16 protein-coding genes and 2 pseudogenes are annotated in these 24,584 nt (G+C 73.2%); 12 read left to right on the forward strand and 6 right to left on the reverse strand.

Annotation, left to right across the window (positions count from 1 at the left end; translation table 11 throughout):
- Positions 1 to 90 precede the first annotated feature (90 nt).
- From ACTWP5_RS13410 to ACTWP5_RS13440, 7 genes and pseudogenes are all read left to right on the forward strand, one after another.
- The gene (locus tag ACTWP5_RS13410; protein WP_443221124.1) at positions 91 to 1,005 is read left to right on the forward strand and encodes an ABC transporter permease; all 915 of its coding nucleotides are present in this window, start codon (positions 91 to 93) and stop codon (positions 1,003 to 1,005) included.
- Positions 992 to 1,819: pseudogene (locus tag ACTWP5_RS13415) on the forward strand (ABC transporter ATP-binding protein); the annotation flags it as partial. The gene ACTWP5_RS13410 and the pseudogene ACTWP5_RS13415, both read left to right, overlap by 14 nt.
- 168 nt (positions 1,820 to 1,987) lie before the next feature.
- A complete protein-coding gene (hpnC, locus tag ACTWP5_RS13420) occupies positions 1,988 to 2,992 on the forward strand; it encodes a squalene synthase HpnC (RefSeq protein WP_443221125.1) in 1,005 nt (334 codons plus the stop codon).
- A gap of 31 nt (positions 2,993 to 3,023) precedes the next feature.
- Positions 3,024 to 3,968, forward strand: coding sequence for a presqualene diphosphate synthase HpnD (gene hpnD, locus ACTWP5_RS13425; RefSeq protein WP_443221126.1), 945 nt, complete (start codon positions 3,024 to 3,026; stop codon positions 3,966 to 3,968).
- Between the two features lie 11 nt (positions 3,969 to 3,979).
- The gene (gene hpnE, locus ACTWP5_RS13430) at positions 3,980 to 5,425 is read left to right on the forward strand and encodes a hydroxysqualene dehydroxylase HpnE (RefSeq protein WP_443221189.1); all 1,446 of its coding nucleotides are present in this window, start codon (positions 3,980 to 3,982) and stop codon (positions 5,423 to 5,425) included.
- Positions 5,422 to 6,483: a polyprenyl synthetase family protein gene (locus ACTWP5_RS13435; RefSeq protein WP_443221127.1), complete on the forward strand. Its 1,062-nt coding sequence runs from the start codon at positions 5,422 to 5,424 to the stop codon at positions 6,481 to 6,483. The genes hpnE and ACTWP5_RS13435 overlap by 4 nt, the downstream gene beginning before the upstream one ends.
- Before the next feature lie 271 nt (positions 6,484 to 6,754).
- On the forward strand, positions 6,755 to 8,776 hold the full coding sequence (locus tag ACTWP5_RS13440; RefSeq protein ID WP_443221128.1) for an NACHT domain-containing protein: 2,022 nt from the start codon (positions 6,755 to 6,757) through the stop codon (positions 8,774 to 8,776).
- Between the two features lie 157 nt (positions 8,777 to 8,933).
- Here the strand turns inward: ACTWP5_RS13440 and ACTWP5_RS13445 are convergent, their stop codons facing one another.
- Entirely contained in the window at positions 8,934 to 9,788 is an 855-nt protein-coding gene (locus ACTWP5_RS13445) for a tyrosine-protein phosphatase (protein ID WP_443221129.1), read from the reverse strand.
- 424 nt (positions 9,789 to 10,212) lie between these two features.
- On the opposite strand from ACTWP5_RS13445, the gene ACTWP5_RS13450 reads away from it, so the two are divergent.
- Positions 10,213 to 11,562, forward strand: a complete 1,350-nt coding sequence (locus ACTWP5_RS13450; protein WP_443221130.1) for an endo-1,4-beta-xylanase — start codon at positions 10,213 to 10,215, stop codon at positions 11,560 to 11,562.
- 261 nt (positions 11,563 to 11,823) lie between these two features.
- Positions 11,824 to 12,660 (forward strand): hypothetical protein, encoded by an 837-nt coding sequence (locus ACTWP5_RS13455; protein ID WP_443221131.1) that lies wholly within the window; start codon positions 11,824 to 11,826, stop codon positions 12,658 to 12,660.
- A 121-nt stretch (positions 12,661 to 12,781) separates the two neighbouring features.
- Here the strand turns inward: ACTWP5_RS13455 and ACTWP5_RS13460 are convergent, their stop codons facing one another.
- The 3 genes from ACTWP5_RS13460 to ACTWP5_RS13470 all read right to left on the reverse strand — a co-directional run bounded on the left by ACTWP5_RS13460 (position 12,782) and on the right by ACTWP5_RS13470 (position 16,884).
- Complete coding sequence (locus ACTWP5_RS13460; protein WP_443221132.1) at positions 12,782 to 14,146, reverse strand: SGNH/GDSL hydrolase family protein; 1,365 nt, start codon at positions 14,144 to 14,146, stop codon at positions 12,782 to 12,784.
- A gap of 139 nt (positions 14,147 to 14,285) precedes the next feature.
- Positions 14,286 to 15,653 (reverse strand): SGNH/GDSL hydrolase family protein, encoded by a 1,368-nt coding sequence (locus ACTWP5_RS13465; RefSeq protein ID WP_443221133.1) that lies wholly within the window; start codon positions 15,651 to 15,653, stop codon positions 14,286 to 14,288.
- Positions 15,654 to 16,032: 379 nt separating this feature from the next.
- The gene (locus ACTWP5_RS13470; protein ID WP_443221190.1) at positions 16,033 to 16,884 is read right to left on the reverse strand and encodes a glutaminyl-peptide cyclotransferase; all 852 of its coding nucleotides are present in this window, start codon (positions 16,882 to 16,884) and stop codon (positions 16,033 to 16,035) included.
- A gap of 156 nt (positions 16,885 to 17,040) precedes the next feature.
- On the opposite strand from ACTWP5_RS13470, the gene ACTWP5_RS13475 reads away from it, so the two are divergent.
- The 3 genes from ACTWP5_RS13475 (at position 17,041) to ACTWP5_RS13485 (ending at position 21,427) form a co-directional block, all read left to right on the forward strand.
- The gene (locus ACTWP5_RS13475) at positions 17,041 to 18,504 is read left to right on the forward strand and encodes a GntP family permease (protein WP_443221134.1); all 1,464 of its coding nucleotides are present in this window, start codon (positions 17,041 to 17,043) and stop codon (positions 18,502 to 18,504) included.
- Between the two features lie 209 nt (positions 18,505 to 18,713).
- Positions 18,714 to 20,204 (forward strand): DUF6851 domain-containing protein, encoded by a 1,491-nt coding sequence (locus ACTWP5_RS13480; RefSeq protein ID WP_443221135.1) that lies wholly within the window; start codon positions 18,714 to 18,716, stop codon positions 20,202 to 20,204.
- Positions 20,205 to 20,320: 116 nt separating this feature from the next.
- Positions 20,321 to 21,427: a DUF4185 domain-containing protein gene (locus ACTWP5_RS13485; protein ID WP_443221136.1), complete on the forward strand. Its 1,107-nt coding sequence runs from the start codon at positions 20,321 to 20,323 to the stop codon at positions 21,425 to 21,427.
- Between the two features lie 95 nt (positions 21,428 to 21,522).
- Here ACTWP5_RS13485 and ACTWP5_RS13490 read toward each other — a convergent pair.
- Positions 21,523 to 23,011: pseudogene (locus tag ACTWP5_RS13490) on the reverse strand (FGGY-family carbohydrate kinase); the annotation flags it as partial.
- Between the two features lie 120 nt (positions 23,012 to 23,131).
- Positions 23,132 to 24,559, reverse strand: a complete 1,428-nt coding sequence (locus ACTWP5_RS13495) for an L-fucose/L-arabinose isomerase family protein (RefSeq protein WP_443221137.1) — start codon at positions 24,557 to 24,559, stop codon at positions 23,132 to 23,134.
- Between the last annotated feature and the right edge of the window lie 25 nt (positions 24,560 to 24,584).

The following is a 24,584-nucleotide window of genomic DNA, read 5'->3' on the forward strand; positions in this document are numbered from 1 at the left end:
CCAGAGGATTACCGCACCGGTGTAAGTACCCTGATAAAACTTGCGCACACAAGCGGTTCCCATGCGCTCTGCGAGGACGAGAGTTTCAAGGTGAGTCAGACAACGCGCACAGGTGCGCCCCCCCGGGACGAGTCACTGGCCGACCTGGCGGCCCGTCACGGTTTGACGGTCAGCGGCGCCCGGCCCCCGTTGCCCACGTACGTCCGGCAGCTGTGGGGGCGCCGTCACTTCATCGTCGCCTTCTCCCAGGCGAAGCTGGTGGCGCAGTACAGCAGGGCTCGGCTCGGCCAGCTGTGGCAGGTGCTGACGCCGCTGCTCAACGCCGCGGTGTACTACCTGATCTTCGGTTGGCTGATCGGCGCCCGCGGTGGCATGGACGACTCGGAGTACGTCCCGTTCCTCGTGACCGGCGTGTTCGTGTTCGCCTTCACGCAGAGCTCGATCATGTCCGGCACGAAGGCGATCGCGAACAACCTCGGTCTGGTCCGGGCGCTGCACTTCCCGAGGGCGTCGCTGCCGATCGCGTTCTGTCTCCAGCAGCTCCAGCAGCTGCTGTACTCGATGGTCGTCCTCGTGGCCGTCATGATCGGATTCGGACACTATCCGGACCTCGCCTGGCTGCTGATGATCCCGGCCCTGGTCATGCAGCTGACCTTCAACACCGGCATGGCCATGATCTTCGCCCGCTGGGGCAGCTCGGTGCCCGACCTGGCGCAGGTCATGCCCTTCGTGCTGCGCACGGTGATGTACTTCTCCGGCGTGATGTTCCCGCTGCGGTGGATGGTCGAGAAGAAGGTGGAGGCGGCCGACTGGCTGGCCGACGTCCTGGCCGCCAACCCCGCCGCCGTCTACATGGACCTGATGCGGTACGCCCTCATGGACGGGTGGTACCCGAGCACCATCCCCGCCGAGACCTGGCTGCTCGGGTTCGGCTGGGCGCTGGTGCTGGGTGTCGGGGGCTTCATCTACTTCTGGAAGGCGGAGGACCGCTATGGCCGCGACTGACCGGGCGACCACGGAGCCGACGGTACCGACAAAGACGCGGGAGACCACGCAGGCGTCCGGCGGCGAGCGGACGCCCACCGTCATCGCCGACGACGTCCACATCGTCTACCGCGTGCACAACGTCCGCAGCCGCGGCAGCGGCTCCGCTGCGCTCAGCCGGATCCTGCGCGGCCAGCGCTCCCAGCGGGTGCACGAGGTGCACGCGGTGCGCGGCGTCAGCTTCGTCGCCTACCGCGGCGAGGCCATCGGCCTGATCGGCTCCAACGGCTCGGGCAAGTCCACCCTGCTGCGCGCCATCGCCGGCCTGCTGCCCCCCGAGAAGGGCCGGGTCTACACGGGCGGCCAGCCCTCGCTGCTGGGTGTCAACGCGGCCCTGATGAACGACCTCACCGGCGAGCGGAACGTCATCCTCGGCGGCCTGGCCATGGGCATGTCGCGCGAGCAGATCCGGGAGCGGTACGAGGAGATCGTCGACTTCTCCGGCCTCAACGAGCGCGGCCAGGACTTCATGAGCATGCCGATGCGGACGTACTCCTCCGGCATGCAGGCCCGCCTGCGGTTCTCCATCGCCGCCGTGAAGGAGCACGACGTGCTGATGATCGACGAGGCCCTGGCCACCGGCGACAAGATGTTCCGCAAGCGCTCCGAGGCCCGCATCAGGGAGATGCGCACCCAGGCCGGCACGGTCTTCCTCGTCAGCCACAGCAACAAGTCGATCCGCGACACCTGCGACCGGGTGCTGTGGCTGGAGCGGGGCGAGTTGGTGATGGACGGTCCCACCGACGAGGTGCTCGCGGCCTACGAGCGGCACACGGACGCCGCCGCGGGCGGTCCCGGTCGTGGTGGCGGTCCCGGCCGTGCGGGGGGTGGCGCCGGGCGGGGCGGGCGCCCCGGTGGCCAGGGGCGAGCCGGCGGCCCCGGTCGTGGCGGCGGGCCCCGCGCCCGCAAGCGCGACGAGGAGAGTTGAGGTAGAAATGCTGACATGACGGTCATGTCGGACACCGAGCGCCAGGCTCGGGAGCTGCTGGCGAAGTCCTTCCGGGAGAACTTCCCGGTCGCCCCCCGCTTCCTGCCCCGGGCCTGGCGCGAGGATCTGACGGCCGTCTACGGCTACGCCCGGCTCGTCGACGACATCGGCGACGGCGACCTGACGCACGCCCCCGTCCACGCCGCGTTCCTCGGCCTCGACCCTGGAGCGGCGCCCGCGCCCTCCGGCGCGGCCGGCGGCGCTCCCGCCCCCCTCGACCCTCCCCCCTCCCCCGATCGGCCAGCCTCCCTCGAACCGCCGGCCCTCCTCGACGCCCTCGAAGCCGACCTGCGACGCGTCTTCGCCAGCGCCCACGGCGGCCCCGCCCCCCGCCACCCGCTGCTGCGCGACCTCGTCCCCACCGTGCGCCGCACCGGCCTCGGCCCCAAGCCGTTCCTCGACCTCCTGGCGGCCAACCGCCTCGACCAGCACCACCGCCGCTACGCCACCCACGACGAGCTCCTGCGCTACTGCGAGCTGTCCGCCAACCCCGTCGGCCACCTGGTGCTCGCCGTCACGGGCACCACCACTCCCGCGCGGCGGCGCCTGTCCGACGCCGTCTGCACCGCGCTCCAGATCGTCGAGCACCTCCAGGACGTCGCCGAGGACCTCGCCCGCGACCGCGTCTACCTCCCGGCCGCCGACATGCGTCGCTTCCGCGTCACCACCGCCGACCTCGCCGCCCCCACCGCCACCACCGCCGTCCGCACCCTCGTCGCCCACCTCGCCGCGCGGGCACGTAGGCTGCTGGCCGCGGGCGCGTCCCTGGTGGGCACCGTCCGCGGGCGGCTGCGACTGCTGCTCGCCGGCTTCGTCGGCGGCGGCCGGGCGGCGATCCGGGCCATCGCCGACGCCGGCTACGACGTGCTGGCGGGCCCACCCCGCGCCACCCGGCGCGGACTGCTGTACGCGACGGGCACGACCCTCGCACAGGCCCTGGGAGCCGCCCCGGGACGCTGAGCCGGGATCGATCCAGTACCAGAAGAGGACCATGAGCACATCCCCGCCCTCGCCGGCCGTCGCCGCCGCCTACCGCTACTGCGAGATCGTCACCGCGCAGCACGCCCGCAACTTCTCCTACGGCATCCGCCTGCTGCCCACCCCCAAGCGCCGGGCCCTGAGCGCCCTGTACGCCTTCTCGCGCCGCGTGGACGACATCGGCGACGGCCTGCTGCGGCCCGCCACCAAGGAGGCGCGCCTGCGCAGGACCCGCGGCCTGCTGCGTCGGCTGCGCGAGGACGCCGTCCCCGAGGACGCCACCGACCCGGTCGCCGTCGCCCTCAGCCACACCACCCACCACTTCCCCATACCGCTCGACGCGCTGGACGAACTCGTCGAGGGCGTCCTCATGGACGTGCGCGGCCGCCGCTACGAGACCTGGGACGAGCTGGTGCGCTACTGCCGCTGCGTGGCCGGCGCCGTCGGCCGGCTCTCCCTCGGCGTCTTCGGCACCCTCCCCGCCGCGCCCGAGGCACGCCACGCCCCCGCGTACGCCGACTCCCTCGGCCTCGCCCTCCAGCTCACCAACATCCTGCGCGACATCCGCGAGGACGCCGCCCTGGGCCGCACCTACCTCCCCGCCCGCGAGCTGCGCTCCTTCGGATGCCCCACGGAGATACCCCAGCGGGCGGGCGCCGGCCTGGCCGTCACCGGCGCCGACTTCCCCGGCCTGGTGCGCTTCCAGGTGCGGCGGGCCCGCGCGCTGTTCGACCACGGCTTCCGGCTGCTGCCGCTGCTCGACCGCCGCAGCGCCGCCTGCGCCGCCTCGATGGCCGGCATCTACCACCAGCTGCTGGACCGCATCGACGCCGACCCGTTCCTCGTCCTGCGCGGCCGCGTCTCGCTGTCCACCCCCCGCAAGGCCCTGGTCGCCGCCCGCACCCTCGTCGCCGGCCGCACCCCGGCCGGCCCCGACACCCGACGGCTGTGCGCGTGACCCGGCCCGCCCTGCCCGACGAGCGGCGGCCCGCCGGGACCGGGCCCCGTGGCGGACGCGCCCTCGGACACGTCCTCGTCGTCGGCGGCGGCCTCGCCGGCACCGCCGCCGCGCTGGCGCTGGCCGACCGCGGCGCGGCCGTGACGCTCGTCGAGGCCAGGACCCGCCTGGGCGGCCTCGCGTTCTCCTTCCACCGCACGACGCGCCTCGGCGGGCGGAGCGCCACCCTCACCGTCGACAACGGCCAACACGTCCACCTGCGCTGCTGCACCGCCTACCGCTCCTTCCTGCGGCGGATCGGCGGCGCGGCGCTCGCCCCGTTGCAGCCCCGGCTCAGCGTGCCCGTGCTCGACGCCGCCACCGGCCGCCTCGGCCGCCTGGCCCGCACGCCGAGCCTGCCCGTGCCGTTCCACCTCGCCCCCGGGCTCGCCCGCTACCCCCACCTGACGCGCGGCGAGCGGATGGCCGCGGCGCGCGCCGCCCTCGCGTTGCGCCGTCTCGACCCCACCGACCCCGCGCTGGACGGCGAGGACTTCGCCGGCTGGCTGCGCCGCCACGGCCAGAGCGACCGCTGCGTCGAGGCGCTGTGGGACCTGATCGGCGTCGCGACGCTGAACGCTCGCGCCGCCGACGTCTCCCTCCAACTCGCCGCCATGGTCTTCCGCACCGGCCTGCTCACCGAGGCGGGCGCGGCCGACCTCGCCGTCCCCGACGTCCCCCTCGGGACCCTCCACGACGCCCTCGCCCGCGCCGCGCTCGCCCGCGCCGGGGTCCGGATCCTGCCCGCCACCCGGGCGCGGCGGCTTGGGCCCGAGCCGGGGACGGGCGGCTGGCGCGCCACCCTCGCGACGCGCACCGGCCAGCGGGAGCTCACCGCCGACCGGGTGATCCTCGCCGTGCCGCCTCACGAGGCCCACCGGCTGCTGCCACCCGGCGCCCTCCCCGAGCCCGGACGGCTGGCGCGGCTGACCGCCGCGCCGATCGTCAACCTCCACGTCGTCTACGACAGGCCCGTGCTGCGCCGCGGCTTCCTCGCCGCGCTGGGCAGCCGGGTCCAGTGGGTCTTCGACCGCACCGTGCCGGCGGGCCTCGCCGCCGTGGGCGGTGCCCACCAGTACCTGGTGGTGTCGCAGTCCGCGGCCCACGAGGAGATCACGCGGCCCGTGGGCGAGCTGCGCGAGCGTTTCCTGCCGGAGCTCGCGCGACTGCTGCCCGCCGCCGCCACCGCCCGGGTGCGCGACTTCTTCGTCACCCGTGAACGCGCCGCCACCTTCGCCCCCTCGCCCGGCGTGGGCCGCCTGCGGCCCGGCCCGGTGACGTCCGCCCCCGGCCTGTACCTGGCCGGCGCGTGGACCGCCACCGGGTGGCCGGCGACGATGGAGGGAGCGGTGCGCAGCGGGCTCGCCGCCGTGTCCGCGGCGGTGGCCCACCGCACCACCCTGAAGGAGAGCACGTGACCGCGGCCCACCCCACCACCCAGGACGAGACCGCCGCGCTGCTGGAGCGCGGACGGACCCTCACCGCCCCCGCGCTGCGCGCCGCGGTCGGGCGCCTGGCCCCACCCATGGACACCATCGCCGCCTACCACTTCGGCTGGATCGACGCCCAGGGCCGCCCCGCGGACGGCGACAGCGGCAAGGCGGTCCGGCCCGCCCTCGCGCTGCTGTCGGCCGAGGCGGCCGGCGCCGGGCCGGAGGTCGGGGTGCCCGGCGCCGTCGCGGTCGAGCTGGTCCACAACTTCTCCCTCCTCCACGACGACCTGATGGACGGCGACGAGCAGCGCCGCCACCGCGACACCGTCTGGAAGGTCCACGGCCCCGCGCAGGCGATCCTCGTGGGCGACGCGCTCTTCGCCCTGGCGGGGGAGGTGGTCATCGGCGACGGCTCACCGCCGGCCGCCCGCGCGGCCCGCCTGCTGGCCACCTCCAGCCGCCGCCTGATCAACGGTCAGGCCCAGGACATCTCCTTCGAGCACCGCGAGCGGGTCAGCGTCGAGGAGTGCCAGACGATGGCGGGCAACAAGACGGGCGCGCTGCTGGCCGCCGCCGCCGCGATCGGCGCCGTCCTCGCCGGCGCGGACGAGTCCGTCTCGCGCCCGCTGGAGCTCTACGGCGAACACCTCGGGCTCGCGTTCCAGGCCGTGGACGACCTGCTCGGCATCTGGGGCGACCCGCGCACCACCGGCAAGCCGGCCTGGGGCGACCTGCGGCAGCGGAAGAAGTCCCTGCCGGTGGCCGCCGCCCTGGCCACGGGGAACGCCGCCGCCGAGCGGCTGACGACGCTGCTGGCCGCGGACGTCAAGCGGAGCCGGGAGGAGATCGAGGAGGTGGACGAGGCGGAGTTCGCCGCCCGCGCGGCCCTCATCGAGGAGGCGGGCGGGCGGCGGTGGACCGAGGAGGAGGCCCGGCGGCAGCACGACGCCGCCCTCGCCGCGCTCCGCGACGTCTCCCTTCCCGCCGCCGTCCGCCGCCAGCTGACGGAGCTGGCCGACTTCGTCGTCGTCCGGAGGAAGTGACCGCCCGGAACCGACCGCCCGGGGGGATCGGCCGGGGGATTGGCCGGAGGGACCGGCCGACGGCAACCGACACGCGGCGTCGCCCGGCACGGCCGCGCCGGCCACCTCACGGCGCCGGCAGCCTCGGGAGGTGTTGACGAAATCCCGACCCTCTGGCCGTGAGGTCCGGGCCTGGCGGATCATGCCCGGGCATCATGGGGGGATGGGGAGTGGGCACAGGGCGAGGTGGGGTTGGGCTGTTCTGACGGCGGGGGCCACGGTGGTGCTGGCTGTGGTGGTGGCTCGGGCCGGGGCCGGGTACGCCGACCCGGCTGGTGTGTTGGTCGGCGTGGCCTCGCTGGTGGTTGCGATCTGGTCCGCCCGTCGGGCGGTGGTGTGGCAGGACACCGACGCCGGGGGGCTCGCGGACCGGTTGGCGCCGCAGGTGCAGCGGCGGGAGGAGGCGGAGTGTCATCGGCTGCTGGGGGGTGACACCGAGGCCATCGACCTCGCCTTCGGCTTCACGCCGGCTCGCGCGCACAACGCGGCGGGCGCCGCTCCCGCCGGCCGACTGGCGGACGTGGCCGGCTACTACGGCCGTCTGCGTCCCGGGCGGCTGGTGATCACCGGGGCGCCGGGCGCGGGCAAGACCGTCCTCGCCGTGCGGCTGATGCTGCGGCTTCTGGCCGACCGGGCGGAGGGGGGAGTGGTCCCGGTGCGGCTGTCGTTGTCCGGATTCGACCCCGGTCGCCAGTCCCTGGAGCGGTGGGTCATCGAGTGTTTGGTGCGTGATTACGGTCTGCCGTTACGTGCGGCGTCGACCCTGGTGGACAGGCGGCTCATCCTGCCGGTGCTGGACGGCCTGGACGAGATGGACGAGGAGGAGCACCCCGACCGGGCGGCGCCCGACTCCCATGACTCCCACGCCTCCCGCGCCGGGGCCGCGTTGCGGGAGATGAACTCCTACCTCGACGGCGCGGAGCGGGGCCAGTTGGTGGTCACCTGCCGCAGCGGCCCGTACGCGGCGCTGGAGGGCGACGGGCGGTGGATTCGCGACGCCGCCAGGATCACGATCCGGCCGGTCAGCGCGGAAGCGGCCTGGGACTTCCTGGCCGCCCGCACGTCAACCCCCGAGCGCTGGGAGCCGGTCCTGGACAGGCTCGCCCAGGACCAGGACGGACCACTGGCCCGGGCCCTGTCCACGCCGTGGCGGCTGACGGTGGCCGCGACCGTCTACGACCAGGGCCGCGGCGGCGACTTCGACCGCGACCCCAGCGAACTGCTCGCACCCGCCCTGAACACCGAGGCGGCCGTGCGCGACCACCTGCTGGGCCTGTTCATCCCCGCCGCCGCGGCGGCCACCGCCGCGCCGTGCCCGGCTTCCTGCACCCCTGACCAGGCCCGCACCTGGTTGTCCGTCCTGGCCCGCTACCTGCACGCCAACACCGTCGGCGGCCGTGAGATCGGCGGGCGGCGGCTGCCGGGAACCGACCTGGTCCTGCATGAGCTGTGGCCCCTGGCCGGCCCCCGACGTGCCCGCAACGCCCACACCGCCGTGGTGTTCGTGACCGTCCTGCTCGCCCTGTCACTGGGGCTGCTCGCGCTCCGCTCGCTCAAGGGCTGGGTGAGCGTGGGCGTCATCGCCGCGGCCGCGGCGTTCGGCCTGCGGATCATCGTGTCCACCCAGAAGCGCTGGCCCAGGGCGCAACGGATCAACGTGTCCGCGCTGCGCACCCTCACAGGCTGGCGCCGGCTCGGGGCCGGGTTCGCGCTGGGGCTCGTGGTCGGCCTCGGGTTCGAGCAACTGCCCGGGTTCGTGCCCGGTCCCGGGATCGGCGTCGGGGACTGGTACGCGATCCTGGCCGGCCCCGTGGTCGGGCTCATGGGCGGTTTCGCGCAGGGGGGCGATTTCAGGCCCGGCGTGAGGCCACGTGAGGTGGTCCGTGGTGACCTGACGGCCGGGCTCCTGTTGGGGCTCGTGGCCATGCTCGTGATCGTGCTGATCTTCGGGTTCGATGCCCTGTTCGGGTTCGGGGCCGGGTTCGTGGCGGGGTTCACGGCCGGGCTTCTCCTGGCGCTCCGGATCAGCATGGCCAGCGTGCGGTATGTGGCGTTCCTGTTGTGCACACGCCGTCCGTGGGCGCGGGATCCGGTGCTGCCGTTCCGGCTCGGACGGTTTCTGGACTGGTGCTGTGAGGCGGGGCTGACGCGCACGGCCGGGATCGCCTACCAGTTCCGGCACCGGGAACTACAGGACTATCTCGCCCGTACCGGCATTCCCCCGACACCTCCGGGGCCGTCGACCTCGGCGTGATGCGAGGGCATCGGGGGCGAACGGCCAGTCGTCGCGACCTGGGACCGGGCCGGCCCGGGAGCGGCGCGTGAGCCGAGGCGAAGTCCTGCCGCTGCCGACCGAACTCCTCCCTCACGCGACAGCCCGCCCCAGCTCCCGTCGACGACGAGCCGAGTCCTCAGACGCCTCCCCGCGGCGCCGGTGTCAGCAGGTGGTCGCGCAGCCGCTCGCGTTCGGCGTGTCCGAGGGCGAGGCCCTCGGACAGGTAGCCGTCGACGCCTCCCCAGGTCTGGTCGATCTGGGCGAAGGCGGCGCGCAGGTACTCCAGGCGCGCGTCGAAGAACGGCGCCAGCAGCCGCACCACCTCCCGCGCCGACCGGCCTCCCTCCGCCATCCCAGGCCCGCGCCGCACCACGTACCGGCGGTGGGGAGCGCCCGACTTCAGGTAGTCCTCGACGATCGCGTCGCGCTCGACGCCGAGGGCCAGCAGGATCACCGCGACCGTGAGGCCGGCACGGTCCTTCCCGGCCGCGCAGTGCAGCAGCGCGGGCGTCTCGCCGGCCGCCAGGGCCCGCACCACCCTGCCGTGCTCGGCGGTGCGCGTGAGGATCATGGTGCGGTAGCTCGCGATCATCGTCGCCTCGCCCTGCCCGTCCGACAGGACCGTGCGGAGCTCGGAGAGGCTGCCGTCCCGCACCAGCTGCCAGAAGTCGGCGCCGTCCGCCGCGTCGGTGAGCGGGATGTTCACGTTGCGCACGCCGGGGAGGGTGACGTCGGGCCCCTCCAGGGCCTGGTCGGCGCTGTTGCGGAAGTCGAAGACGGTGTGCAGGCCGAGGCTGGCCAGGAACGCCTGGTCGGCCGGGGTCGCCTGCGCGAGGTGGCCGCTGCGGTAGAGCCGTCCCCTCCTGACCCGCCTGCCGTCCGTTGTCGGCAGCCCGCCCACGTCGCGGAAGTTGCGCACTCCGGTGAGCACGGGTTCGGTGGCCTGCTCGGGCGTCACGGCATCCTCCTGGGGTCTCGCGTCGTGGGTCATCACGTGTCGTCCCCCGGCACGCGCGCTCTCGATCCTGGGGCTGCTCCGGGCAGGCACCCAGGGGCCGAAAACTTCCGGATTCCATTCGGAAGTGTTGCGGTCGAGACCCGGTCGAGGGGCGGTCCAGCTGCGAGTGTGGCCATGAACAGGGTGTTTCTGTTCCTTCACAACCCTTGAAGGCGCTGGGCGCTGGAGGCGATCTGAGCTACCGGAATGTTTCCGGAAGAAACTGTTGACGTTCCGACAGCAATTCTCCATACTTCCCGAACGATCGTCACCGGTTGCCACAGGAATGTGGCAGTCACGCACTGCTCCGATCCACTACGCCCGAACGGTGTCCACCTACCGTCCGGGCCACCGAGAAGGGACGCCAGTGAACGACAGACCCCCCCACAGACGCCGACGGTCGGGCAGGCCCCGCCGCGTGCACGCCGCGCTCATCCTCGGACTGGCGGCCGTCCTGGCATCCGCCGGCCTCGTCGCGCTCTCCGGCTCCGCCACCGCCCAGACCACCCTGGCCAGTGCCGCCGCCGCCAAGGGCAAGTACTTCGGTGTGGCGGCGAACGAGAACTACTTCAACGAGTCCGCGTACACCTCCACGATGACGCGGGAGTTCAACAGCCTGACGGCCGAGAACTCCATGAAGTGGGACACGGTCCAGCGCAACCAGGGCCAGTTCAACTGGGGTCCGGGTGACCGGATCGCGCAGCAGGCACGCAACATGGGCGTGCAGTACCGCGGTCACACCCTGGTGTGGCACTCCCAGCTGCCGGGCTGGGTCAACTCCGGCAACGCCCGCCAGGCGATGACCAACCACATCAACGCCGTCCTCCAGCACTGGCCCGACGCCGCCTACTGGGACGTCGTCAACGAGGCCTTCGAGGAGAACGGCTCGCGCCGCAACTCCCCCTTCCAGCAGGCCATGGGCGACGGTTTCATCGCCGAGGCGTTCCGGATCGCCCGCCAGGCCGACCCGGACACCAAGCTCTGCTACAACGACTACAACCTGGAGAACCCCGGGCCCAAGCAGGACGCCGCCTACAACCTGGTGCGTGACCTGAAGGCCCAGGGCCTGATCGACTGCATCGGCTTCCAGGGCCACTTCAACAGCGGCAACCCGGTGCCCCAGAACTTCCACCAGACGCTCCAGCGCTTCGCCGACCTCGGCGTCGACGTCGAGATCACCGAGCTCGACATCGCCGGCTCCGGCTCCTCCCAGGCCCAGCAGTACCAGGGCGTCACCCAGGCCTGCCTCGCCGTCACCCGCTGCACCGGCATCACCGTGTGGGGCGTGACCGACAAGTACTCCTGGCGTTCCCAGGACACCCCGCTGCTCTTCGACGGCAACTACAACAAGAAGGCCGCGTACACCGCCGTGCTCAACGCGCTCGGCGGATCGAGCGGCGGCACGAGCGGCGGCACCACCGTCGGAGGCGGTGACAACGGCGGCAACGGCGGCACGCCCGGCGCCGGCTGCACCGCGACGTACAGCGAGACCGACCGGTGGGGCGACCGCTTCAACGGCCGTGTGGTGATCACCGCGGGAAGCGCCCCGATCAGCAACTGGAGCGTGACCGTCACCGTCCACTCGCCACAACGGATCTCCGCGACGTGGAACGGCTCGCCCACCTGGGACGGCAGCGGCAACGTCATGACGATGAGACCCAACGGCAACGGCACGCTGGCGGCGGGAGCCTCGACCAGCTTCGGCTTCACGGTCATGGCGAACGGCAACTGGCAGGCGCCCACCATCGGCACCTGCACCGCCAGTTGACCGCCCGTGCCACGGCGCCGACCGGAACCTCCGGCCGTCTGACGGCCTGACCGTCTGACGGTCCGGCGGCCCGGCGGCCCGGCGGTCCGACCGAACCACCACGTCACGCCCGCGACGCGGCGGCCCCTCCCGGGGGTCGCCGCGTCCGGGTGTCCGCGCCCGGCGCCCCGGGCGTAGAGTGCCCGAGGCGCCGACCGTGGAAGCGCTCCCACGGCGCGGGCGCGCACCGCCCCCTCGCCCCCTCACCCAGTGGAGAAGCCCATGAGACTCCGCATCGCCACCCCGTCACGCCGCGCCGGCATCCTCGGCGCGCTCGCCCTGGCGACGACGGCCGCCACCGTCGTCGTCGCCGGCACCGCCCCGGCCCAGGCCGCCCGGTCCGACGAGTGTCGCGACCGTGGCCGGTCGCTGTTCTGCGAGACGTTCGAGGACCTGCCGCCCGGCGAGGCCGCCGGCGACGACTGGGGCGTCGACACCCGCGACGGCTCGCTGACGGTCGTCGAGGGCCAGGGCCGTGACGGGCAGGTGCTGGCCGTCCACACCGAGGGCAACGGCCACGCCTTCCTGGAGGTCGAGGACTTCACGGCCCCCCGCAACAGCTTCTACGGCCGGATGTGGGTGCGTGTGGAGGCCTTCCCCACCGCGCCCGACTGGGCGCACTTCACGCTGGTCGAGACCAGCGGCGAGGGCGACGGCTCCCTCGTGCGGCCCATCGGCGGCCAGTACGTCGACGAGGAGTTCCTGAACGACGCGCCGTCGGGGTCGTTCTGGGGCGTCGGCTCCGACGGCGGCCCCACGGGCGACTGGACCGACTGGCGGGAGTCCGTCCCCGCCGAGTCCGGCCGCTGGACCTGCCTCGAGTGGCAGCAGGACGCCCGCGACAACCGCGTCAGGGTGTGGATCGACGGCGCCCCGCAGCACGATCTGACCGTCACCACGACCCAGCACGGCGGCAACCAGGTCGACTTCGTCTTCCCCCGCTTCGACACCGTCCGCATCGGCTGGCAGCTCTACCAGGCCGACCCCACCCCGTCGTCCTACGACCTCCAGATCGACGACGTCGCCCTGGCCACCAAGCGCCTGGGCTGCCGCTCCTGAGCTGCGCCGCGCTCCCGGCGCGTCGCGTCCGCTGACGCGCTGACGCGCTGACGCGCTGACGGGCGGCGGGACGGGCCCCCTACCGGCCTCGTCCCGCCGCCCGCGATCGTGTAGCCGCCCGTCAGCGGCGGTGGTGGCGCCCCGTGACGAACAGGTCGGTCGGCACGGCCGCGGCGAGCTCGCCGTACCCCTGTGGGTTCAGGTGGAGCCAGTCCCCGTCGTGGAGGGTGGGCAGGAGCTGGTCCGGCTGGGCCGGGTCACGGACGGCCGCGTCGAAGTCGAGCACCTCGTCGAAGCGTCCGCTGGTGCGGATCCACTCGTTGACCGTCGTCCTGGCCTGCTCGCGGTAGCCGCCCGGGTCGTCGTAGTCCGCGCCGCCGAACGGCAGCAGCGTGGCGCCGTAGACCTTGATGTCGTGGGCGTGGGCCCGGGTGATGATCTGGTCGAAGGCCGTGATGAGGTCCTGCGCGACCTGCCGCTGGGCGGCCTCGGTGGCCTCGGCGGTGCCGATGTCGTTGACGCCCTCGAAGAGGATCAGCCAGTCCACGCCGCTGTGGGCGAGGACGTCACGGTCCATGCGGGCCAGGACGTTGGGGCCGAGCCCGTCGTTGAGGACCCGGTTGCCGCCCGCGGCCTGGTTGAGGACCGCGACGTTCTCGGTGGCGTCCTCGTCCTGGAGGCGCGTCAGCAGCTGGTCGGGCCAACGGTTGTTCCCGTTGGTGGTGGAGCCGCGGCCGTCGGTCAGCGAGTCGCCGAGGATCGCCAGGGCGGCGGTCTGCCGGCTCGACCAGACCTCCACGCCGCTGAGCAGGTACCAGTGGTCGCTGGGCGTCGCGCCGGCCAGGTTCTGGGCGTCGGTGTGCTCACCGGCCAGCAGGTGGGAGGTGGTGCGGGAGCCGGGGTGCGAGGTGAGGTTCAGCGAGGGCTGGCCGTCGGCGAGGTAGGTCGTGACGGTCAGGTTGCTCGCGTCGTCGAGGTCGAACGTGATCGGGTCGGAGACCACCTGGGCCCCGACCGGGACGGTGATGGACCGCTCGCCGTTGAACGTCACGGCCCGCGAGCTGCCCGGCTCGATCGCGCTGACGCCCGCCTGCCCGCCGGCGGGGAGCGCCACCAAGACCGAGGTGAGGGGCAGGGGGGTGTCGCCGAAGGCGTTGGAGAAGCGCAGCCGTATGCGCTCGCCGCCCGTGGAGACGTGCACGGTCTGCCGCAGGGTGGTGTCCACCAGCACCGCGTCGGAGCCGGTGAACGGCGGGGGCGGCATGTTGTGGGGCTCCGTCAGCTGCGGCATCGCCGTCCAGCTGTGGACCCAGTGCTGGCCCGACTGCGAGGGGCGGCCGTGGGCCGCCGCGGCCGCCTCGCCGCGGGCCTCGCCGTGGGCGCCGCCGGAGTTGCCCGCCAGCAGCGTCACGCCGAGGGCGAGGGCGAGGGCGCCGGTGGCGGCCACGTGGGTCAGCCGGGTCAGGGAGGCTCGTGATCTCCTCATGGGAATGGGTCACCGTCCAGATCGGAGTGAGGGTTTCGAGGTGCCAAGGGGGGCGCGGGGGCGCCGTGCGTGGTGTGGTGCGTGGTGCGTGGTGCGTGCGTGCGGTGGTGCGGGACGCGGGCGGTCGCGCGTGGACGGCTCAGCGGAAGAGCCGGAGGGGGACGGCACGGGCCATCGCGGCCAGGCCCGCCTCGTTGGGGTGGAGGTGGTCGCCGCTGTCGTACGCCGGGAGCAGCCGCTCGGGGTGGGCCGGGTCGCGGACGGCGGCGTCGAAGTCGATGACGCCGTCGTACGCGCCGCTGGTGCGGATCCAGTCGTTGATCTGCTGGCGGGCGGCCTCGTTCTCGGGGCTGTGGAAGCCGAGGGTGTCGCCCTCGAACGGCGTGATCGTGCCGCCGTAGATCCGCAGGCCGCGTTCGTGGGCGCGGGCGATGAGCTGCTCGTGGCCGGTGATGATCTCCTCGGCGGAGACGCGTTCGGACTCCGGCGCGCCGTTGCCCGGGTGGCCGAGGTCGTTGACGCCGAGCAGGACGACGACGTGCTCCACGCCCGGCTGGGAGGCGACGTCGCGGTCGAAGCGGCTGAGGGCGTTGGGGCCGAAGTAGGCGGCGTACGCCTCGCCGGCGTGGCCGGCGGGTGGGTTGGGGTCGTGGAGGACGCGGTTGCCGCTGACGCCCTGGTTGAGCACGCCGATACCGGCGGTGCCGGGTGCCTGGCGCAGGCGCTCGGCGAAGACGTCGGGCCAGCGGCGGTTGGAGCCGGGGGTGATGCTGGACCCGTCGGTGATGGAGTCGCCGAGGGCGACGACGGCGGCGGCGTCGTGGCCGTGGCCCTGGTGGCGTGGTTGGACGCTCACGCCCGACAGGAAGTACCAGCGGTCCGTGGTCGCGGTGGCCTCGACGTCCCGCTCGGCGGTGACGTTGCCGTCGGCGACGTAGGCGTTCTGGAACGCGAAGGCGTGGAGCGTGGTGCCCGGTGTGTGCTCGGGCAGGTAGAGGCTGATGACCAGGTCGGCGCCGGCCGGGACGCGCAGGTCGACCGGGTCGCTCACGGCGGGCGCGCCGGCGGGGATGGTCAGGGACGAGGCGCCGCCGAAGGTGAGCCGGCGGTCGGTGCCCGGCTGGGTGCGGGCGCTGTCCGGCGCGTCGGGGTCGCGCAGCGCGACGCGCGCCTCGCCGATGACGAGCGGGGTCGTGCCGAACTCGTTGCTGAGCCGGACGCGGGCGGCGGTGCCGCCGACGCTGGTGTGGACGACCTGACGGATGGTCTGGTCCTCGAAGGCGGTGGTGTCGCTGGCGGGCCTGCTGGTGACGGTCGTCGACCAGGTGCCGACCCAGGTGGCGTCGCCGCGTGCGGACAGGCTCGCGGACGAGGCCGCGGGGGCGTCCTGGGGGGAGGCGGTCAGCGCGGGGGTGGCCAGGAGGGCGCAGAGCAGAACGCCGACGAGGCCGGCCAGCGTCGCCCGCAGGGTCAGGCGGGGTCTGCGGCGGCGGGTGAACACGATCACGACGTTGTCCCTTCCGGCATGCCTTCCGAGAATTTCCGGAACGGTTGGTGGCGGTGGGGACAATAGAAACGCTTGTGAGGCACGTCAAGACCTCGTGCGTGCGCGAAGAGTTGACGTGCGTCGGGACCGCGTCGGACTGGAAGTGTTCGAAAATATTTCGGAGTTCGCGCGGGGTGGTGCGGGGCGCTCGGAGTCAGCTCCGGACGCTCGGTGGCGCCGACGGCCCGAACGGCCCGGCGCACCGGGCTCGTCGGGTCACGGCAGGCTCACGAGAGCTCGGCTCGCGGGCGTCCCGCCCGGTCGGTTTCGGCCCGCCAGGTCCGGCCCCGTCGGTTTTTGGCCCGTCGGGTTCGGTCAGGTCGGACCGGCGCCCGTCACCTCACGCGGGCACGAAGCGCACGTGGAAGAGGTGGGGCCAGAGCTTGCCCGTGACGAGGAACGTGTCGCACTCGGGAGCCCTGGCGATGCCGTTGAGCACGTCGGCGTTCTGGGCCTCCTCGGCGGTCAGCAGGCCGGAGGCGTCGATCTCGCCGGTCACCGTGCCCGTCGCCGGGTCGATGCGCAGGATGGTGTCGGACATCCAGACGTTGGCGTAGACCTCGTCGTCCACACACTCCAGCTCGTTGAGCTGGCTCACCGGCTCGCCGCCCGAGAGGACCTCGACGCTCCCGGTGACCTCGAAGGTCTCGGGGTCGCGGAAGGTGAGCGTGCCCGAGCCGTCGCTCATCACCAGCCGGTCCTCGGACGGCTGGTGGCACAGCCCCCAGCCCTCGCCCTCGTACTCCACCGTCCTGCGCTCCTGGAGCGTGGCCGGGTCGCGCTCGAAGGCGACGCCGTCCTGCCAGGTCAGCTGCCACAGCGAGGTGTCGGTCAGGGTGATGCCCTCCCCGAAGAGCGGCGCGGGGAGGTCGACGCGGGCGAGCTCCTCGCCGCTGTCGAGGTCGGTCGCCGAGACGAAGGACTCGCCCCACAGCCCGGTGCCCTCGTAGAGCACGCCGTCGCGCACCTCCAGGCCCTGTGTGAACGCCTCGACGTCGTGGGGCATCGTCTCGATGACCTCCACGCGCAGCAGTTCGGGCTCGGCGGGCTGCCGCGCGTCGTCGGGCCGGGCCGTCGGCTGGTTCCCCGCGCCCGACTGGACCGTTCCCAGCTGCACCGTGCCCACCAGGGCGAGCAGCACGGTGATCCGGAGGGCGGCGGGACGGCGCTTCCTGTCATGCCTGCGTCGCATCACGCCACGAACGATACGCGTGCCACGTGTGGTGGGGACAGTCCCCGACGCGCCGCAAAAAGGTATGACGCGTGCCTCCCGAGTCTTGAATACGTCATACCAAGGCGTGTTGAGTTGGCATGCCCATCCCCCGGAGAATCCGACGGAGTGTTCTTCATGGAAGCAATCGAGCCGGCGTACGGCACCGGCGCGCTGCTGCTGATCGCGGCGGGCGCCGTCGCCCTGCTGCTCTTCCTGATCATGAAGGTGAAACTGCACGCCTTCGTGGCCCTGGTCCTGGTCAGCCTCCTCACCGCGATCGCCGTGCGCTTCCCGCTCGCCGACATACCCGACGTCCTGATGTTCGGCTTCTCCGGCACCCTCGGGTCCGTCGCCCTCCTGGTCGCCTTCGGCGTGATGCTCGGCCGGCTGCTGGAGGTCACCGGGGGCGCCCAGACGCTCGCCGACACGCTCATCGTCAGGTTCGGGGAGAAACGCGCGCCCCTCGCGCTCGGCGTCGCCGCGCTCCTCTTCGGCTTCCCGATCTTCTTCGACGCCGGCCTCGTCGTCTTCCTGCCGATCATCCTCACGGTCGCCCGCCGTTTCGGCGGCTCCCTGCTGCTCTACGCCCTGCCCGCGGCCGGCGCGTTCGCCTCGATGCACGCCCTGGCGCCACCCCACCCCGGGCCGGTCGCCGCGGCCGAGGCCCTCGGCGGGAGCATCGGCGTCACGTTGCTGGTGGGCGTGCCGATCGGCGTGGTCGCCTGGTACGTCGGCGTCATGCCCGTCTCCCGTCTCATGGCCGCCCGCTTCCCCGTCGCGATCCCCGACGCGCTCTTCGGCGAGGTCAGGGACACCCGGGGGAACGTCCGGGGCGACGGCGAGGCCGGAGCCGAGGCGGGCGTGGGGAAGGACGGCGCGGCCGGCGGGGGCGGCTCGGCGCTCGGCGGCAGGCCGCCGTCGTTCGCCACGGTGCTCCTGCTGCTGCTCCTGCCGCTGGTGCTGATCTCGTTCAACACGGTGCTCGACACGCTCGTCACCGCGGGAACCCTCGACGAGGGGCAGGGCTGGGTCGACTTCCTGTCCCTGCTCGGGAACACGCCCGTGGCGCTGATGATCACGGTCCTCGTCGCGCTCTTCCTCGTCGGACGCCCCCGCGTCTCCTCCATGGGAGAGCTCAGCAAGGTCGTCGACGACGCCCTCGGCCCGGTCTGCTCGATCATCCTGATCACCGGCGCGGGCGGCATGTTCGGCGGTGTGCTGCGGCTGAGCGGCATCGGTACCGCGCTGAGCGACTCCCTGTCCGACCTCGGCGTCTCCCTGATCGTCCAGGCCTTCGTCATCGCGACCCTGCTGCGCGTGGCGCAGGGTTCGGCGACGGTCGCCCTGACGACCACGGCGGGCCTGATCTCGGGCGCCGCGGCCGAGGCCAACCTCGGCGACTTCAAGACCGCCCTCCTCGTCGTCGCCATCGCCGCGGGGGCCACGGTGCTCTCCCACGTCAACGACTCGGGCTTCTGGCTCGTCAGCCGGTTCTTCGGGATGGACGAGAAGACGACGCTGAAGACGTGGACGGTCATGGAGACGACGCTCGGGCTCTCCGCCTTCGTGATGGCCCTCGGCCTGTGGGCGGTGGTGTGAGCCTGCCTCCCACCGGGTGACACGGGGCGCGGGGTCGGCCAGACAGGGCCGGCCCCGCGCCCCGTGGCGTGGCGGGGCACCGGAGCCTGTGGCAGCTCGCGTGTCGTAAATGTCGCGTCATCACACTTTTTCATCCTCTGTTTCTCGGCATATGTAGATGGTTAGTGAAAATAACGATCCCGAGGAACGACATGTGAGGAAAAGATTCGGTGAGAACGCAGCGGCGCACCTTCCTGCTGGGCATGCTCGGCGCCACCACCCTCGGCCTGGCGGGCGGCGTCCCCGGCGCGCGGGCCCAGGTCGAGGACTTCGACTTCGACACGGGGAACGCGATCCGGGACCTGATCTACGGGCAGGGCGACGTCCTGCCCGAGCTGATCGCCTCGATGGACGTCTCCATCGTCATCCGCGTCACGCACCTCTCGCAGAACGCCTGGTTCGACGCGGTGGCGCCCTACCACCCGACCGCCGTCGGCATCTACTCCCGGCTCGGCCGCCGCCCCGCCAGCGAGTCGGCCACCAACCGGAACAAGAACATCGCGCTCCTCTACGCCACCTACCGGGTGCAGGAGATCCTGCTGCCCCAGGTGGCGGAGGAGCGGCGGGCGATGATGATCGCGCTCGGGCTCGACCCGGACGACGACCAGGAGAACACCGTCACGCCGATCGGCATCGGCAACCTCGCCGGCAGGGCCGTGATGGCCGCCCGGCTCCACGACGGCATGAACCAGCTCGGCGACGAGGGCGGCCGGCGCTACCACCGCCAGCCCTACGCTGACTACCTCGGCTACGCGCCGGTCAACACGGCCTACGAGCTCACGAACCCCTCCCGCTGGCAGCCCGACCTCACCTCGCACCTGCGCCGCCTGGGGGAGGGGCCCAACGACCTCGGCGCCTTCGTGGTGCAGCAGTTCATCACGCCCCAGTGGGGCGTGACCAGGCCCTACGCCCTGGAGAACCCCGAGGAGTTCACCGCCCCGCCGCCCACGCACACCGACCACACCAACCGCGCGACCTACCGCCGCCAGGTCGACGACATCCTGTCCGCCTCCGCCAACCTCAACGACAGGCGGAAGATGACGGCGGAGGTCTTCGACAACAAGTTCCTCGCCATCGGCCGGGCCGTCGAGGCGGCCTGCCGCCACCACGAGCTGGACCTCGACGGCTGGGTCCACCTGCACATGACGTGCTCCACCGCCACCTTCGACGCCGGCATCGTGGCCTGGAAGGAGAAGCGCCGGTACGACTCGGTGCGTCCCTTCAGCGCGGTCCGCCACGTGTACGGCGACGCGCCCGTGACAGCGTGGGGCGGGCCCGGCGAGGGCACCGTGAACGACATCCCCGCCACCGAGTGGCGGGCGTACCTGAAGGTCGGCGACCACCCCGAGTACCCCTCGGGGTCCACGACGCTCTGCGCGGCGCAGGCGCAGGCGGCCCGGCGTTACCTCGACTCCGACGAGCTGGGATACGAGCTCACGATCGCCCAGGGCAGCTCCCTCGTCGAGCCGGGCCTCGTCCCGGCGGCGGAGATGGTGCTGCGCTGGGACACCTGGAGCGAGTACACCGAGTCCTGCGGGCTGAGCAGGTTCTGGGGCGGAGTGCACTTCATGCCGACCATCGAGGCCAGCTGGGAGCTCGGGCCCCAGTTCGGCGACATCGCCTACGAGTTCGTGCGCCGCCACGTCGCCGGTGAGGTCTGAGGGCGGGCCACGGCTGCCGCGGGGTCCCCGTGGCCGCCTCCCGGCGTGCGCGCACCTCGCGGCAATTCATGTGATTTGTAGGAGTATGTGAGCGTTCGATAGGGCATGTACATGCCATGAAGCGCTCCTCGTTCCTGAAGACCGCGGCGGCGGCGGCCGGAGCCGTCGTCGCCGGAGGCGCCGGGGCCGCCCCGGCACTCGCCGCGCCCGCCGCGCCCGCCGCGCCCCGCTCCCGCCCCCACCCACGCCAGGGCCTGACGGTGAACAAGGTCGCCGACCTCACCGGGCCGGGTCTGACGACCCGCTTCCGCATGGAGGCCACCGACCTCGGCATCCCCGCCCGCACCCCCGACGGCCGGACGCTCTTCGTCTTCGGCGACACCTTCGAGGGCGCGGCGGTGGGCGCGGGCTGGTGGCGCTCCCCGGTGGCGCTGTGGTCCACGACCACCGACCCCGCCGCCGGCGTCACCTGGTCCGGCGCCGTCGGCGGCGACGCCGCCCAGCAGCTGTGGCACTACGAACACGACAACCCGGTGTTCTCCACCGTGCTGCCCTCCGACGTCATCACCATCGGCGGCACGATGTACCTCCACGCCATGGTCAACAAGGGCCTGGGCAACGTCGTGTGGACCGAGGTCTGGCGCTCCGGGGACAACGGCGCCACCTGGACCCACACCGGCCAGAACTGGCCCTCCGACCTGCACGGCGGCATGTTCCAGATGCTCACCTGGGGCCTGGGGAACGACGGCTTCGTGTACACCTACTCCACCGGCTTCCAGCGGAACAGGCCGATCCTCCTGCACCGGGTCCGTGCCGAGCACATCGCCGACCACCGGGCCTACGAGCCCTGGGGCTACCGGGACGGCGTGTGGGCCTGGGGCCACCCGCCCACGCCCGTCCTCGAAGGCGCCTTCGGCGAGCTGTGCCTGCGCCCGCTGGGCGGCAAGTGGCTCCTGACCTGGTTCAACGCCGGGGACTACCGGATCGACGCCATCGTCATGGACTACCCGACCTCCAACCTCTACACCGCCCACCGCAGGACCCTCGTCTGGGGAGGCCAGTGGGGGAACGAGGACGACACGCACGTCGCCCAGCTCTACGGCGGCTACGTCATTCCCGGCTCCACCCTGAACGACCTGCACCTGTCGGTCAGCCAGTGGAACACCGAGACCAACTGGCCCTACCGGGTGATGCAGTTCCGCGCCCGGGGCCTGTGGCCCTGATCCGCGGCTCACGAGCCCGCGCCGCTCGCGCCGCCTCCGCCGCCCGCGCCGCCCGAGACGTCCGGCGTGCCCGAGGCGGCACGGGCGGCCGGGGCGACCGAGGCGCGTTGCCGGGCCGCCAGGGTGTGGGCGGCCTCCCGGGTGGCCGGGTAGAGGGAGCGGTAGAGCCCGTACAGCTCCTCGTAGACGCCCGAGGTGGCCGGGTCGGGGTGGACGGTGTGCTCCACCGGGTTCCAGTCCCGGATGTCGGCCGGCCCGGCGTGCCCGGTGCCGACGGCCGCGAGGAAGGCGTCGCCGTAGGCCGCGCCGATCGTGTGGCGCGGGATCGCCTGCGACAGCCCGGTGACGTCGGAGACGATCCGCGTCCACAGCTCGCGCGCCCCACCGCCCACCGCCACCAGCCGCCGCACCTCGCCCGCGCCCCGCGCCATGGCCTCCAGGTTGTGCCGCACCCCGAAGGCCGTGCCCTCCAGCGCCGCCCGGTAGAGGTGGCCGCGGCCGTGGCGCAGCGTCAGGCCCAGCACCAGGCCCCGGGCGTCGGGGTCGAACAGCGGGGTCCGCTCGCCCGCGAAGTACGGCAGCATCACCAGGCCCTCCGCGCCCGCGCCGACCCCGGCGGCCTCCGCCACCAGCGCCTCGAAGTCCGCCCCCGTCAGCTCGCGCAGCCAGCCGGTGACCGCCCCCGAGGTCGCCATGCCACCCGCCCGGCAGAACGTCCCGGGGAACGCGCCCCGCGTGCACCACAGGTGCGGGTCGGGCACCGGCTCGTCCACCACGTTCACCAGGAACATCGTCGTGCCGTACATGAGCATCAGGTCGCCCGGCGCGGTGACGCCCACCGCGGTGGCCTCCGCCCAGGCGTCGACGGTGCCCGCCACGACGGGCGTGCCCGCGGGGATGCCCGTGGCCGCCGCCGCCTCCGCGGTGACCTCACCCGCCACCTCGGCGGGCCACAGCAGCCGCGGCCACTGAAGGCCCGGCGCGATCTCCTCGCACCACTCCTCGATCCAGCCGCCGCGCCGCAGGTCGTACAGCGGGGCGCACTGGCTGGCCGAGTGGTGGTCGAGGACGTAGGCGCCGGTCAGGCGGTGGACGAGGGTGGGAGCTGGCCATGAACCACCTGCGGGTGCGGGCGTAGACCTCGGGCTCCTCCTCGCGCAGCCAGGCCAGCTTGGGGCCGACGGCCTGGCTGGTCAGCGGCGAGCCGCAGCGCCGCAGGACGCGCGCGTCCCCGTACCGCTCCCGCTGGGCCTCGATCTGCGCGCCCGCGCGCGTGTCGACGCCGTAGAGGATGGCGGGCCGCAGCGGCGCGGCGTCGGCGTCCGTCGGCAGGAGGCACGGGCCGGTGCCGCTGACGCCGACGGCCGCGAGCCGCTCGCCCGCCGGCAGCCGTGACAGCAGCTCGCCCGTCAGCGCCACGAAGTCGTGCCACCAGACCGCGAGCGCGTCGTGCTCCACCCAGCCGGGGCGCGGCGTGGCGGTGGGGTGCTCGCGGGCGGCCTGGGCGAGGAGGGTGCCGTCGGAGCGGACGAGCACCCCCTTGGAGCCCGAGGTGCCGATGTCGATGCCGAGGAGGAGGGCCATGGGGTTCCGTTCCGTCGCGAGGGGGGCACCGGGGGAGTCCGGGCCGGCGGCACCAGCCCGGACGGCGCGTCAGCTCGCCCGGGGCCGGTGCCCCCGAGGGAGGTGGGGTCGGCCGGCGGCTCAGGCGTCCCGCGCGGCCGAGCCGAAGCCGTCGAAGCGTACGCCGAGGTGGCGGCAGACCTCACGCAGCTCGGCCACGTGGTCGCCGGGCACGGCGTGGATGTGGTTGGAGCCGAAGCGCGCGAGGAAGTCGTCGGCGGGCGCGTCGAGGCGGGTGAAGGCGTGCGGCCACTCGTAGGTGGACGCCCGCATCAGCGACTCGTTCGTCTCGGCGTCGTACGTCTCGAACGCGCCCCGCATCACGTGCATCCGGTACCGCCCGTCCTCGCGCGTCAGCCGCGCGAAGGTCAGCTCGCCGGGTGCCGCCAGGTGGTGGACGGAGGCGCCGCCCGCGGGGAAGTAGAAGACCTCGGGGTGGAGGTGGACGCGGGAGAGGTTCTCCGCCGGGTCCTGCGAGCGGGCGGCGTACCAGGTGGCGTGCTGGCCGGAGTTGCACAGGTCCCACACGTCCCGGTCGGCGTGGTAGTGCCGCACGTCCGCGAAGAGGACGGGGTCGCCGGTGAGCAGCTTGAGGATCTGCATCGTGAGCGCGCCGTCCATGTCGGCCTCGGTGGCGGTGACGTGGGTCTCCTTGGGTCCCTCCCAGTCGTAGGGGTCGTTGAGGAAGGCCTCGGCCACGTCCATCGTGCAGAAGTGCGTGGTCAGCTCGGGCTGCCCCTTGATGCCGGAGAAGTCCAGCCGCCACTCCTCGATCAGCTCGCGCAGCGCGTGGTAGGAGCGGATCTGCCGCTCCAACAGCTCCGGCGTCAGGCGGTCGCCGTCGTAGTGCACGCCCGCGGCGTGCTTCTCCAGCCAGGCGCGGGCCGCGGTGACGCGGGAGGCGTCGACCGTCTCGGCGCGCCGCACGACCTCCCACTGGTCGATCTCCTCGACGTCCACGCCGAACTGCCGCATCCACTGGTCGGTGTTGGCGACCGCGGTGTACATGCCCATGGGGCGCCCGCCGATGCGGCCGAACGTCGAGCCGCGCAGGCCCGTGACCGCCGCGGCGGCGCGCACGTGCGCGAGGATGCGGGCGCGGACCGCCGGGTCGGCCAGGTCACCCCAGGCGCGGCCGTGGACGCGGCCGATCTGGTCGAGGCCGCCGCCGCCGGCGAGCATGCCGACCATGCCCGGGTACTGGGGGTCGATGTTCGCGACCAGCAGCAGCGGGGTGGAGGTGGCCTCGGCGGCCAGCATCGTGAAGTGGGGGAAGGTCCACACCGAGTGGTGCAGGATCGTCAGGTCGACGTGCTGGTCGGCGAGCCAGCGGGCCTGGCTGGTGGCCAGTTCGTTGTCGCTGACCTGCCGCGGCGCGACGACGACTTCGTGCCCCGCGTCGCGGAGCACGCCGGCCAACTCCGCCCCGGCACGGGCGATGTGGTCGGTGATGTCGCGGTGGACGAAGTCGCGGCCGTCGGAGACGGGGAGCAGGCCGATACGAGCCATGAGGGGTGTCCTCTCAGGTGGAGCG

Source organism: Streptomyces sp. 4N509B (assembly GCF_052245655.1).
Taxonomy (GTDB): Bacteria; Actinomycetota; Actinomycetes; order Streptomycetales; family Streptomycetaceae; genus Streptomyces.